Genomic DNA, 12,466 nt, shown 5'->3' on the forward strand with positions numbered 1-12,466 from the left:
CCGTCGGCTTTGAGCAGGCCGTTCGACGTCAGACCGCGAGCAGGTCGTCCAACGACCCCTTGCCCGCCAACTCGGCGGCAGCCGCGGGGCTTTCCTTGTCAGCCGCGTAGCGGCCCGAGGTCAGGGCCCACTCGTAGTTGCCGTTGATCCAGTGCTGGATGGCCTCGACGCCCATCCCGACCCGGACGCGCTCGTCCTCGTCCAGGCCGAGCTCGTCGCACATCTGCGGTACCTGCGCCTCGAGTTCGAGGTACTCGGTGAGACAGTCCGTGGTCATCTTGACCGCCTCGTCGGCGGCCTCCTGCCAGCTGTAGCGGCGCTCGCGGTGCAGGACGGCTATCAGGTTGTGGCCGTCCCCTCTGCGTTTCTCGCGCTCGAAGGAGTGGATGTCGTTCATGAACCCGATGGTGTCGGCGGCGAGGTCCCGCATCCGCGCCATCAGCGGATGCGCCTGCACCTCGGCGGGCACCTCGAAGCCACGGCTGCGCTCCCCGGCGTCGATGCTGTGATGGATGCCGACCGTACGACGGCGGAACGCGGCGTACTCCTGGAGGTCGAGCGTGCCGGCCAGGCCGCGCGCCGCCAGGTCGACCTCCTCCGTGTGCGCCACGAGGAAGCGGCCCCAAGAGGCCGCGAACCGCGTACGCCATGTCAGAGACATGCCATCCGAAAGATGCGCCCAGACCTCGGCCCAGGCCATCGTGATCGGGCACATCACCCGGGGGGTGATGCCCGCCGGCCGCAAGGGGGTGACGATGAGCTCCCGCGCGACCTCCGCTATACGGTCGGCGCGGTCGGGTCGACCCGTGTCGAACTGGTCATCGAAGAGGAAAGCCAGGGAGAACCAGTTCATCAGGACGACCATGTCGTCGGCCGACGCGTGAGGATACGTACGGGCTGCCGCCTGGGGCAGATCCCAGGAGCGGTACTCCTCGAAACCGGCCTGGCTGCGCACCAGGCCCTTGTCCCATACCCAGCGCAGATGGCGCGAGCGGGCGTACTCGAGATGTTCGCTGACCGGGGTGGAAAAGGGGAGGTCGAACCTGACGTCCTGCGGCATTCGCGTCCTCTCTTGAGACGATTCACAGGGCCCCCCACCCCCTGTGGGCGAGCGTCGAATTTGACGCACGCTGACTCGAACTGCGCTTCCCGAGACGAAAGTTGACTCGATTTGCGCTACGAGACTGCCCCGATCGTAAATGATCTATGCCGCGACCTCGGTGACTTGACCGTGACCTGCGTTACACCACTCCGTGACCTGGGCGACTCGTCGGTCTCCGTGGCCGAATGGGCACGGTCGACGCCCGATGGACACGGTCGAAGCCGGTGCGGCGGGTTCGCGGCACACTTGAGGCCGTCCGGATGTCATGACCACAGAGCGCCGATCACCTCAGGAGGCCTTTCCGCGATGAACCCGCCCGCCCGTACCCCGAAGCAGCGCAAGCAGGACACCCTGGACCGGCTGGCGAACGACGTGGACGCCTGGGTGGCCACGGCCGAGAGCGGTACGCCGTATCTGGTCCCGCTCTCCTTCCTCTGGGACGGCGCGACCCTGCTCGTCGCCACCCCCGCCGCAAGCCCGACCGGCCGCAACCTGCGGTCGACCGGCAGAGCCCGTCTCGGCATCGGCCCCACCCGTGACGTCGTCCTGATCGAGGGCACGGTGGAGACGCTGGCCCCCGCCGAGCTGCCGGACGGAGTCGGCGACACCTTCGCGGTCAAGACCGGTTTCGACCCCCGCCAACTCACCACCGCCTACCTCTACTTCCGCGTCCGCCCGCAGCGTGTGCAGGCCTGGCGCGAGGTCAACGAACTGGACGGCCGTGACCTCATGAGGGACGGGCGGTGGCTCGTGGCCGACTGATTCCGCGCGGTGGGGTACCCGGTCGCCATGGAGCTGTGGGCGGATCGCCGCCCGCGCCCGGTCGGTGTACGGAGGAGACATGGCACTGGTGATGGCAGGCGTCGTGGTGCTGGACTGCGCCGAGCCCGAGAAACTCGCCTCGTTCTACAAGGAGTTGCTGGAGGGCGAGGAGACGGACGCGACGGCGAACCGGGTGGAGATCAGGGGTGCCGACGGGATCCGGATCGCGTTCCGGCGCGATGTGAAGGCCACTCCGCCGAGCTGGCCGCGCCCCGAGAACGCCCTCCAGGCCCACCTGGACTTCCATGTGGAGGACCTCGACGAGGCGGAGCGCAGGGTCATCGGGCTTGGCGGCCGGCCACTGGAGACAAAGGACGCCGGTGGTCCGTTCGAGGAGCGGGGATACGCCGACCCCGCCGGCCACTCGTTCACCCTGCGCTGCGTCCGGGCCACCGCTCCCAAGCAGGGCTGAACGGCCAGGACCGAACGAGCAGGACCGAACGAGCAGGACCGAACGAGCAGGACCGAACGAGCAGGACCGAACGAGCAGGGCCGAACTGTCAGCCGCTGTGCGCGCGCAGGGCCGCCAGGGCGCGGTCCGCGTGCACGCTCATCTTGATCTCGCTGCGCACCACGTCCAGTATCTTCCGGTCCTCGGAGATCACGAACGTGACCCGCTTCGTGGGTGCCAGCGAGAAGCCGCGCTTCACCCCGAACCGCTCACGGATCACACCCTCCGGGTCGGACAGCAGCGGGAACCCGAGAGTGTGCTTCCCCGCGAACTCCTGCTGGCGCTCGACCGTGTCACCGCTGATCCCCACCGGACGCGCCCCCACGGCGGCGAACTCGGCGGCCAGATCGCGGAAATGGCACGCCTCGGCGGTGCAGCCGGCGGTGAGCGCCGCAGGATAGAAGAACAGCACGACGGGCCCTTCGCCCACCAGCTCGGAGAGGCTCCGGGACGTGCCGGTCTCGTCGGGCAGCGTGAAGTCCTCGACGGTGTCGCCGACCTCTATCTGGTTCTTCACGGTTCGATCCCCTGACTCCCGGCCACCTGTGTGGAGGCCAACCGTACTGGGGACGGTGCGGGAGTCAGTCGCGGCCCCCCTTGTCACCGGAGGGCCACACTCCGGTGGACCGCTCGATGGCTGTCGCCCCCGTACGGTCCACCGCGCTGCGTACGACTGCGAAGATCGCCCCCTGGACGGCCGAGGCCAGCAGCACCTCGCCCCAGCTGCGGTCCTTGTCCAGCGCGTCGGGCGCGTCCTCCTCGTGGCGCAGCGCCTTCCAGGTCGCCCGGAACGCCATCCCGGCCAGGGCCCCGCTCATCCAGCCGAGCAGGAACCCCAGGGGCTTGTAGGCGAGGGGCAGCTTCTTCTTTCGCACCTGGGTCTCCTTCGGCTCGTGTTTCCCGGACCCTTGGCGAGTGTCCCGATCAGCGGCGAATACGCGGCCCGGCGGTCGATGCGCGACCAGTTCGGACTCGGTTGCGCGACAGGCTCGGACACGGTTGCGGGGCCGGTCCGGACACGGTTGCGCGGCCGGTTCAGGGCCGGCCCGCCGCCGGTACTTCCTCGCCCGAGCGCACGGGTCCCGGCGGACTGCCCTCCCCGAACGGGCGCCCGCCCAGCTCCTCGCGCCCATGGGACGTCAGCCAGCCGGACAGATCCGGACCGAGCGGCACGATGCCGGTCGGGTTGATGCCCTCGTGCACCTGGTAGTAGTGCCGCTTGATGTGGTCGAAGTCGACGGTGTCCCCGAACCCGGGCGTCTGGTAGAGATCACGGGCATACGCCCACAGGACCTGGTTCTCCGTCAACTTCCAGCGGTTGCACTTGAAATGGCCGTGATAGACGGCGTCGAACCGGACCAGCGTGGTGAACAGCCGGATGTCCGCCTCCGTGATCGTGTCCCCGACCAGGTACCGCCGCTCCGCGAGCCGGTCCGACAGCAACTCCAGCCGTCGGAAGACGCCCGCGCAGGCTGCCGTGTACTCGACCTGTTCGGTGGCGAACCCGGCCCGGTACACCCCGTTGTTGACGTCCTCGTACACCTCCGCCATGACCTCGTCGATCTCGTCGCGGAGCGGTACCGGATAGAGGTCGGGCGCCCCTTCCCGGTGCAGGGCCGTCCACTCGGTGGCGAGGTCCAGGGTGATCTGCTGGTAGTCGTTGGTCACCAGGCGGCCGGTCGGTACGTCCACGATCGCGGGCACGCTGACACCGCCCGGAGGGTCCGGCTCGCGCGCTTCGTACGCCTCGCCGAGGTACCGGATGCCGAGTACGGGATCGCGGCCGCCCGGATCCAGCCTGAACCGCCAGCTCCGGTCGTCCTGGATCGGGTCGGCGATCGCCATCGACAGGGCGTCCTCCAGTCCCAGCAGCCGCCGCGAGATCACCGCGCGGCTCGCCCAGGGACAGGCCCGGCTGACGACCAGCCGGTAGCGCCCGGACTCGACCGGCCAGCCGTCCCGGCCGTCCGCCGTGACGCGGTCCGTGAAGTGGCTCTTTGACCGCTTGAAGGACTTCCTCCCGTACGCGCGGTTGCCCTCGGTGTCACCCATGACGCCTTTCCTTCCGTACGTGTGCTCCGGTGCGAGTTCCCCGAAATCGGCCCTCACCCCTGTGTGAGGGCGGGTGACCGGGGCATTCGGCCGTAGTGACTCGTAAGCCCACCCGCTCGGACCGCAGGACACGCGTCACCGTGCTGGTGGCCCTGGCCGCCAACCTCGTGATCGCTGTGGCCAAGGCCGTGGGCGGCCTCGTCGCGGCGTCGCCCGCGCTGCTCTCGGAGGCCGCACACTCGGTGGCCGACAGCCTGAACGAGGTCTTCCTCCTCGCCGCCCTGCGCCGCAGCCGACGCCCTGCCGACAGAAAGCACCCCTTCGGCTACGGAAAGGAACGCTTCTTCTGGTCTCTCCTGGCCGCCGTCGGGATCTTCGTGATGGGTGGCTGCTTCTCCTTCTTCCAGGGCTTCGACGCCCTCAGGAGGGGAAGTACGGAGTCCCACGACGGCTACGTGGCGGGGCTCGTGGTCCTCGTCGTGTCCCTGCTGGCCGAGGGGACATCCCTCGTTCGCGCTCTGCACCAGGTACGCAAACAGGGCGGCCTCGCCTCCGGAGCCCGTGACCCGGCCCTGCGGACGGTCGTCGCGGAGGACAGCACCGCCGTGTTCGGTGTGTCCCTGGCGATCGCCGGGATGGGCCTTCACATGGTCACGGGACGGATCGTCTGGGAGGCGTCGGCGTCGTTCGCCATCGGTGCACTGCTCGTGTACGTGGCGTACCGGCTGGGCCGTGACGCGCGCGACCAGCTGATCGGGCAGGCCGCGGATCCGGAGCCGGCCCGCCGGATCCGCGCCCTGCTGGAGGCGCAGCCCGAGATCGACTCGGTGGAGTCCCTGCTGACCATGCAGCTCGGCCCCGAGTCGACCCTCGTGGCCGCCCGCGTCGACCTGACCCCCGGCCTGGACAGCGAGGAGGTCGAGCTGGTCGCCGTGCGCATCAAACGGTCCGTGTCCCGGACGATTCCGGAGGCCGACCAGATCTTCCTCGACGTGACGGACGCCCCCACCGCACGCCGCGCCGCGCGGGCAGCTCGCGCCGGCTCCCGCCCCGGGGCAGACGACGCCGGCCCCGCCGCGACGGGGGAGCGCGGCGGGGCCTGAGCCTCGGATGCCCTGTGGGCGGCGAATCATGCCTGCCTTTTTCGAACAATTCCGGGACCCGGTGAAAAGGCTGGTGACTCCGTCGCGACGGCCACCGACGGACCCTCTCACCAAGGGGGAACGGGGGAGTGGCCCGTACCGGGACGGAGTCCGGTACGGGCCACGGTCATGCTCCAGAGCCGGTCGAGCCGGTCACTACCCAGCGGCCGGCTCCAGGACGAATACCGGGATCTCCCGGTCGGTCTTCTTCTGGTAGTCGGCGTACGGCGGATACGCCGCGACCGCCCGCTCCCACCACAGGGCCTTCTCCTCGCCGGTCACTTCCCGCGCCGTCATGTCCTGGCGCGCCGGGCCGTCCTGAAGCTCCACCTGGGGATCGGCGACGACGTTGTGGTACCAGACAGGGTGAGAGGGCGCGCCGCCCAGCGAGGCGACGGCCGCGTAGCGGCCCTCGTGCTCCACGCGCATGAGCGGCGTCTTGCGGAGCTTGCCGCTCTTGGCGCCACGCGTGGTCAGCAGGATCACGGGCATCCCCGTGTCCATCAACGTCGTTCCCTCGGTTCCGCCGGAGCTCTCGTACAACTCCACCTGCTCGCGTACCCACTGGGTGGGGCTGGGTTCGTACTCGCCCTCAAGAGGCATGACATCCATCCCATCGATCGTTGATCGTGCCTACGGCTTGTTCCGCTTCAAGATTCAACACGCTCACCTTTGGGATTTCATCCCTCCCGCACGCCGCTCCGGCTCCCGCCGTACGCCGACGACTGCCGCCGAATACTCGGGTGCGGTTGACGTCGGCCTGCCCTTAGGCTCCCGGTCGAGGGCTGACAAGGCGCCCTGTCGACAGCGGTCAGTCAGTGGATCGGAGATGCACAGGGAATGACCTGTCAATTGTTCGCGCTCTGCTTCGATGCGATCGAGCCGCTGCGTCTCGCGCGGTTCTGGTCCGGGGTCCTGGATTGGGAGTTGGCCGACGATCCACACGACGGCATCACACTCCTGCCCAGTGATGACACCGGGTTCCGACTCCGTTTCCTCCCGACCCAGGAGCAGAAGGCCGGCCAGAACCGGATGCACTTCGATCTGACGAGTACCTCGCTGGAGGATCAGCAGCAGACGGTGGCCAGGGCGCTGGGACTTGGCGGACAGCACATCGACATCGGCCAACGCCCGGAAGAGGGCCATGTGGTGCTCGCCGACCCCGAGGGCAACGAGTTCTGCGTCATCGAGCCGGGCAACAAGTTCCTCGCCGACTGCGGATTCATCGGGGCGCTGGCCTGCGACGGTTCGCAGGAAGTCGGGTACTTCTGGAGCGAGACACTGGGGTGGCCGCTGGTCTGGGACCAGGACCAGGAGACCGCGATCCGCTCGCCGCACGGCGGTCCGAAGATCACGTGGGGTGGTCCACCGGTGGCGCCGAAGACAGGCAAGGACCGGCTGCATTTCGACCTCACTCCACCTGTCCACGGCGATCGGCAGGCAGAGGTCGACCGTCTGCTCTCCCTCGGAGCCACTCGAATGGGCACCGGCCAGGGCGAGGTCGACCGGGTGGAGTTGGCCGATCCCGACGGCAACGAGTTCAGTGTGTTGACGCCCCGGTAGCGCACCAGAACGGATCGCTCGGCGCCAGCGGGTCGGCGCTGTCCAGGAGGAGCCGCCGCCAGCCGACGGCGTCGTCACTGCTTGACCGGACCATGACGGCGACACGCGTGGCACAGGGGCCGTTGCGCGGCGGCCCGTCACGACGGCGCCACGAGCATGCGTACGGCCAGCGCCAGGATCACGGCACTGGACACCAGCGCCGTCACCAGTCGTCCGCGCCGGCCCGTCAGCACCCGGCCCAGCAACGCCCCGCCGCCCGCGAGCAGCAGTTGCCAGCTGGCCGACGCGGCGAAGGCGGCGAGGACGAACACGCCCTGTTCCAGAGGGGCCGCGGCCGCGCCGGCACTGCCGCCGAGCACCAGCGCCGCGAAGTAGACGACGGTGGTGGGGTTCAGCATCGTGATGCCCAGCAGGGCAAGGTAGGCGCGGCCGGGGCTCATGGGGGTCCGGTCGGAGCGGGTGGCGAGCCGTTGCTTCCGGTACTGGCGGAGCGCGGTGAGTCCGCCCCGTACGGCCAGGGCGACGAGCACGAGTCCCGAGGCCCAGCGCAGCGGGACCAGTACGGGCTGCAGCGCCGTGGCGAGTGCGGCACCGCCGACGGCGGCCACCAGAGCGTAGAGCCCGTCGGCCGTGGCCACGCCGAGCGCTGCGCACACGCCGATCCGCAGGGACGTACGGGCGGTGAGGGAGACGAGGTAGGTCGCGACCGCTCCGACGGGGATGGCGATGCCATAGCCCGCGAGAAGCCCCGCGACGAGCGCGGCGGTCACGACCGCGGAAGCGAGAGCCTCCAGGGCCGGCCGGACTGCTGCTGGACCCGCACCGGCAGAGCGGCGGCGGAGGTCAGCGGCAGAAGGGCTTCGGTGGTGGTCATGGGCAGATGCTGGCGGCGGGGCGGCTGCCGGGGCAACTCATTTATGGCGTCCGGGAGATCAGGGCGTACGTGATCGCGTACGCCGCTCTCGTCGGGCGATGGGCAGCACACCGCCCGACGACACCGGCACGACCGCCGCGGAGGCGCTCCCTCCCGGACGGCTCAGAACGGGAAGTGCGCCTGCTGCGTGGCCAGCGTCACCCAGCGCGTGTTGCTGAACGCCTCGACGCCCCAGCGCCCGCCGAAGCGCCCGTATCCGCTGGCCTTGAACCCGCCGAAGGGGGCGTTGGGCTCGTCGGCGACGGACTGGTCGTTGACGTGCACGATGCCCGTACGGATCCGGCGGGCGAGCTTGAGCCCGTGGGTGCCGTTCTCGGTGATGATCCCGCAGGTCAGCCCGTGTTGCGTGGCGTTGGCGAAGGTGACCGCCTCATCGTCCGTGGCGAAGGTGCTGATCACGGTGAGCGGACCGAACGCCTCGCCGTGGTACAGCTCGGCGTCCTCGGGCAGGTCGGTGAGCACGGTCGCCGGGTGCACGGCACCCTCGGGGGCGGCGCCGCCGGTCAGCACGGTGGCCCCCTTGGCGACGGCGTCCTCGACGAGTGCCGCGACACGGCGGGCCGCGTCCCTGGTGACGAGCGGGCCGATGACGTTGTGCGGATCGGCGGGGTCGCCCGACGCGAGCGACTCGGTCTTCGCGGTGAACTTGGCCGTGAACTCCTCGGCGAGGCTCTCGTGGACGAGGATCCGGTCGGCGGACATGCAGATCTGGCCGGAGTTCATGAAGACGGAGAAGACCGCGGCGTCGACCGCGTAGTCGACGTCGGCGTCGTCCAGCACGATCACCGAGTTCTTGCCGCCGAGTTCCAGGACCGCGGGCTTCAGATGCCGGGCCGCGTGCACGCCGATGATCCGGCCGACGCCGGTGGAGCCGGTGAAGTTGACGGCCCGTACGCGCTCGTCGGCGACCAGGGCCTCGGCGACGGCGGCCGCGTCCTCGGGAGCGTTGGTGATCACGTTCAGGACGCCGTCGGGCAGGCCCGCGTCGCGCAGGACGTCCGCGATGAACAGACCGCAGGCGATGGGCGCGTCCTCGCTCGGCTTCATCACCACGGTGTTGCCCGCGGCGAGCGGCGCGGCGACGGCACGGACGCCCAGGATGACCGGGGCGTTCCACGGCGAGAAGGCCGCCACGACACCCACCGGTTCGCGGACCGCGAGCCCCAGAGCGCCCTCCTTCTGCGCGCTCAGCACCTCGCCGCGCGGTGCGGTCGTCGCGGCGGCGGCCTCGCGGAGCATGTTCGCGGCGAGACCGACATTGAACATGGCCCAGGGCCGGGTCCCGCCGACCTCGCCCGCCATGATCCGTACGGCATCCTCCGTGCGGGCCTCCAGCAGGTCGGCCGCGTCGAGGAAGATCTTGCGTCGCTGCGCCGGACCGAGCGCCGCCCAGTCGGCGAACGCGGCATCCGCGGCGTCCACGGCCCGGGTGACGTCCTCGACGCCGGCCGCGGCGACCGTGGCGTACACCTCCGAGCTGAAGGGATTGACGTCCTCGGCGGTGCGGCCGGAGGCCGCGGCCAGGTCCTTGCCGCCGATCAGCAGGTCACGATGGAGGGTCATGCGCGGCTCTTCCCGTCGTGTGCGGCGATGCGACCGCGCTCCGGGGCGGAATCGCGGACGTTCGCCTGGTGAACAAATCTCCGTTGAATCTTCAAATTGGAGTCTGCAACTCGACGGGCCATCAGTCAATGGCCGACTGCCCCGCCATACCCCTTCACCAGCATCCGGGCTGCCAGCCCCGCCTGCACGGCGGGCTCCGCGCCGCTCTGCTCGATGGCGGCGGTGACCATGGCCCCCTCCGCCAGCAGAAACAGCTGATCGGCCAGGCCCGCGGGCAGCCCGGCATCGCTCGCGAGTCCGGACAGGTAGCCCTTGAAGGCCCGCTTGTGGGAGCGGACCTGGGCGGCGACCCGCTCCGAGGTGGCGCCGAGTTCGCCGTACGAGTTGATCCAGGCGCAGCCGCGGAAATCGGGCTCGCGGAACCACTGTCCGAGCCAGTCGTAGACGGCGAGGATGCGCCGCCCCGGATCCTCGTGGCCCTCGACGTGCTCGGCGAGCCGCTGCCGCCAGCGCACGTCGCGCCGCTCCAGGTAGGCCACCACCAGTTGCTCCTTTGCGGGGAACAGCTGGTAGAGCCGCTTGAGCGAGACCCCCGAGGCGCCGCGGATGTCGTCCATACCGACGGACTGTATGCCGCGCCCGTAGAACAGCCTCTCCGCCGCGTCCAGGGCCTGCTCCCTGGCGACCATGCTGTCCATGTACCGGCCAACTCCTTGACGTCTTGACGCGAGAACCATCGTTCTCCTACGTTAGCAGTCACCGGGGAGAACGATCGTTCTCGCACCCGGTGCGCCACGGTCGAGAGGAACCCGCCATGACAGCCCGCCCGCCCCTGCCGCCCTTCACCCGGGAGACCGCCGCCCAGAAGGTCCAGGCCGCCGAGGACGCCTGGAACACCCGCGATCCCCACAAGGTCTCGCTCGCCTACTCGGAGGACTCGGTCTGGCGCAACCGCGGCACCTTCGTCACCGGCCGTGCCCAGATCGTGGAGCTGCTCACCGAGAAGTGGCGGCGCGAGCAGGAGTACGCCCTGCGCAAGGACCTCTGGGCCTTCGACGGCAACCGCATCGCCGTCCGCTTCCAGTACGAGTCCCGCGACGCAGACGGCCAGTGGTGGCGCTCCTACGGCAACGAGCTGTGGGAGTTCGACGAGCACGGCCTGATGACCCGACGCGAGGCCAGCATCAACGACGTACCGATCGAGGAGAAGGAACGCCGGATCTTCGGGCCGCGTCCCGACTCCGAGCGCGGGGAGTCGTTCCCGGTTCAGTAGCGTTCTCAGTAGGGTTCCCGAGTGACTGAACAGGCCAGGAACCCCTTCCTCTACGTCGTCGTCTGCGCCGCCCAAGTCGCCGAGGACGTCGGTGAGTTGATCACCTTGGCCCAGGACCGGAGCTGGGACGTGGGGGTCATCGCGACCCCGCTCGCGACGGGCTTCTTCGACACCGCGGCGGTCGAGGCGCGGACCGGTCGCCCGATCCGCTCCGCCTGGCGGTCACCGGGCGACCCGCGTCCGTTCCCGGACCCGGATGCCGTCGCCGTGGCGCCCGCGACCTTCAACACCATCAACAAGTGGGCGGCGGGAATCTCCGACACCCTTGCCCTCGGCACCCTCTGCGAGGCGTACGGCATGGGTGTGCCGATCTCCGTACTCCCTTGCGTGAGCGAGGCGTTGACCGCCCATCCCGCCTACCGGGAAAGCCTGAAACGGCTGCGCGGGATGGGGGTCAGGTTCGGCGAGCACGCCTTCGGCGGTCCGGTGGGCCGCGGGGCCCGCTGGGAACAGGCCCTGGACCTGCTGGATCGGTGATCCGGTCCGGACGGGCTCAGCGGCCCAGCTCGGCCCGCAGCTCCGGCTGCGGCAGCTTCCGGGGAAGGTGCGCAGTGCGCGGAAGATGCCGCCGATGCCGAGGGTGTCGCCGATGCCTCCGTCAGCGGGTCCTGCGGACGTAGTCGGCGCTGCCCGGCGTCGACACCAGCACATCCCGGCGCACGATGCTCAGCCGGTCACCGAATCCCGAACGGGCCTTCTTCAGGCCGTTGTCCGTGTACTCGACGACGACGACCCGGTCGTCGAACGCCTCCGCGTACTCACCGCACTCGTCGTACTCGCCGCACTCCTCCGCGACCGCGAAGTCGAGCCCCGTACGGGCCCGTTGGCCGGCCAGTTCCACGGTGTTCTTCTGGGCGATGGCCAGGCCGCGGGCGTGCGCGTGCGTCGAGAGCAGCCTGATGAAGGACGTGGCGTCGTCCGCGCTCAGCAGGCGGCGGGAGCGGGTGTAGCTGTCGAAGTTGTCCGGCTCGACGGCGTCGTAGCCCTTGTCCGCGCAGCCGTCGATCCATTGGTTGATCCGGGCCGCGACGCGTTTGCGTTTCGCGGGCGTGCCGATGTCGAGCAGCGCCTCGTCCCAGTCGCCGTCCACGACGACCTTGCCCTTCTTGTCCCGCAGCAGCAGGTCGGCGGGCCAGTCGTCCCGCTCGTCGGGCTGGGCCTGGAAGGCGTTGACGTAACAGATGTTGTACATGCCGCGCGCAGGTTCCGCCGTACGGTCGCGGGCGACGATGCGGACGCCGTCCGGCGGCGGGTAGGCGCCGCCGATCTGGTAGTCGAACCCGGCGTGCACGGGCGGCAGTCGGACGGTCTTCGGGCTCGGCTTTCTGGTGTCGTCCGTGCTCTTGCCGTCCGGGTCCGACGTACAGGAAGCCAGTGCCGCGAGGACGATCAGGGCGGCGGCCGCCCTGAGTACTCCCACTCGGGCGCCACGCTTGACGGGCATGTCCGCTCCATCAATCGCGAGTACGACCCCGCCTCGGAACCATGGCGGTCCTGGCGACTT

General features: G+C 69.8%; 15 protein-coding genes. 6 read left to right on the forward strand and 9 right to left on the reverse strand.

Translation table 11 applies throughout. The features are described 5' to 3' along the window. Positions 1 to 28 precede the first annotated feature (28 nt). Complete coding sequence (locus tag GAS53_RS02575; protein ID WP_151475731.1) at positions 29 to 1,060, reverse strand: 7-epi-alpha-eudesmol synthase; 1,032 nt, start codon at positions 1,058 to 1,060, stop codon at positions 29 to 31. A gap of 348 nt (positions 1,061 to 1,408) precedes the next feature. Here GAS53_RS02575 and GAS53_RS02580 point away from each other — a divergent pair, with 348 nt between their 5' ends. Further along, the gene (locus GAS53_RS02580; RefSeq protein ID WP_151475732.1) at positions 1,409 to 1,864 is read left to right on the forward strand and encodes a pyridoxamine 5'-phosphate oxidase family protein; all 456 of its coding nucleotides are present in this window, start codon (positions 1,409 to 1,411) and stop codon (positions 1,862 to 1,864) included. A 79-nt stretch (positions 1,865 to 1,943) separates the two neighbouring features. Beyond that, complete coding sequence (locus tag GAS53_RS02585) at positions 1,944 to 2,336, forward strand: VOC family protein (RefSeq protein WP_151475733.1); 393 nt, start codon at positions 1,944 to 1,946, stop codon at positions 2,334 to 2,336. Positions 2,337 to 2,424: 88 nt separating this feature from the next. Here GAS53_RS02585 and GAS53_RS02590 read toward each other — a convergent pair whose 3' ends face one another. The 3 genes from GAS53_RS02590 to GAS53_RS02600 all read right to left on the reverse strand — a co-directional run bounded on the left by GAS53_RS02590 (position 2,425) and on the right by GAS53_RS02600 (position 4,427). After that, positions 2,425 to 2,892, reverse strand: coding sequence for a peroxiredoxin (locus tag GAS53_RS02590; protein WP_151475734.1), 468 nt, complete (start codon positions 2,890 to 2,892; stop codon positions 2,425 to 2,427). 64 nt (positions 2,893 to 2,956) lie between these two features. Further along, positions 2,957 to 3,250: a DUF4235 domain-containing protein gene (locus GAS53_RS02595; RefSeq protein WP_151475735.1), complete on the reverse strand. Its 294-nt coding sequence runs from the start codon at positions 3,248 to 3,250 to the stop codon at positions 2,957 to 2,959. Between the two features lie 160 nt (positions 3,251 to 3,410). Next, positions 3,411 to 4,427, reverse strand: a complete 1,017-nt coding sequence (locus GAS53_RS02600) for a glutathione S-transferase family protein (RefSeq protein WP_151475736.1) — start codon at positions 4,425 to 4,427, stop codon at positions 3,411 to 3,413. Between the two features lie 95 nt (positions 4,428 to 4,522). Here GAS53_RS02600 and GAS53_RS02605 point away from each other — a divergent pair, with 95 nt between their 5' ends. After that, complete coding sequence (locus GAS53_RS02605; protein WP_151475737.1) at positions 4,523 to 5,530, forward strand: cation diffusion facilitator family transporter; 1,008 nt, start codon at positions 4,523 to 4,525, stop codon at positions 5,528 to 5,530. Between the two features lie 195 nt (positions 5,531 to 5,725). Here the strand turns inward: GAS53_RS02605 and GAS53_RS02610 are convergent, their stop codons facing one another. Next, positions 5,726 to 6,172, reverse strand: a complete 447-nt coding sequence (locus GAS53_RS02610; RefSeq protein WP_151475817.1) for a nitroreductase family deazaflavin-dependent oxidoreductase — start codon at positions 6,170 to 6,172, stop codon at positions 5,726 to 5,728. Between the two features lie 237 nt (positions 6,173 to 6,409). Here GAS53_RS02610 and GAS53_RS02615 point away from each other — a divergent pair, with 237 nt between their 5' ends. Next, positions 6,410 to 7,132, forward strand: a complete 723-nt coding sequence (locus tag GAS53_RS02615) for a VOC family protein (protein WP_151475738.1) — start codon at positions 6,410 to 6,412, stop codon at positions 7,130 to 7,132. 137 nt (positions 7,133 to 7,269) lie between these two features. Here the strand turns inward: GAS53_RS02615 and GAS53_RS02620 are convergent, their stop codons facing one another. From GAS53_RS02620 to GAS53_RS02630, 3 genes are all read right to left on the reverse strand, one after another. Further along, entirely contained in the window at positions 7,270 to 7,902 is a 633-nt protein-coding gene (locus tag GAS53_RS02620) for a LysE family transporter (protein WP_151475739.1), read from the reverse strand. 266 nt (positions 7,903 to 8,168) lie between these two features. Further along, positions 8,169 to 9,629, reverse strand: a complete 1,461-nt coding sequence (locus GAS53_RS02625; RefSeq protein WP_151475740.1) for an aldehyde dehydrogenase family protein — start codon at positions 9,627 to 9,629, stop codon at positions 8,169 to 8,171. A 125-nt stretch (positions 9,630 to 9,754) separates the two neighbouring features. Next, a complete protein-coding gene (locus GAS53_RS02630; RefSeq protein WP_151475741.1) occupies positions 9,755 to 10,327 on the reverse strand; it encodes a TetR/AcrR family transcriptional regulator in 573 nt (190 codons plus the stop codon). Positions 10,328 to 10,443: 116 nt separating this feature from the next. Between GAS53_RS02630 and GAS53_RS02635 the strand changes: the two genes are divergently transcribed. Continuing rightward, entirely contained in the window at positions 10,444 to 10,902 is a 459-nt protein-coding gene (locus GAS53_RS02635; protein ID WP_151475742.1) for a nuclear transport factor 2 family protein, read from the forward strand. Positions 10,903 to 10,923: 21 nt separating this feature from the next. Further along, the gene (locus GAS53_RS02640) at positions 10,924 to 11,439 is read left to right on the forward strand and encodes a flavoprotein (RefSeq protein ID WP_151475743.1); all 516 of its coding nucleotides are present in this window, start codon (positions 10,924 to 10,926) and stop codon (positions 11,437 to 11,439) included. A 121-nt stretch (positions 11,440 to 11,560) separates the two neighbouring features. On the opposite strand, the gene GAS53_RS02645 is transcribed toward GAS53_RS02640, so the two are convergent. Then, on the reverse strand, positions 11,561 to 12,406 hold the full coding sequence (locus GAS53_RS02645; RefSeq protein ID WP_151475744.1) for an endo alpha-1,4 polygalactosaminidase: 846 nt from the start codon (positions 12,404 to 12,406) through the stop codon (positions 11,561 to 11,563). Positions 12,407 to 12,466 lie beyond the last annotated feature (60 nt).

The organism is Streptomyces albicerus (assembly GCF_008905045.1).
In the GTDB taxonomy this organism is placed as follows: Bacteria; Actinomycetota; Actinomycetes; order Streptomycetales; family Streptomycetaceae; genus Streptomyces; species Streptomyces albicerus.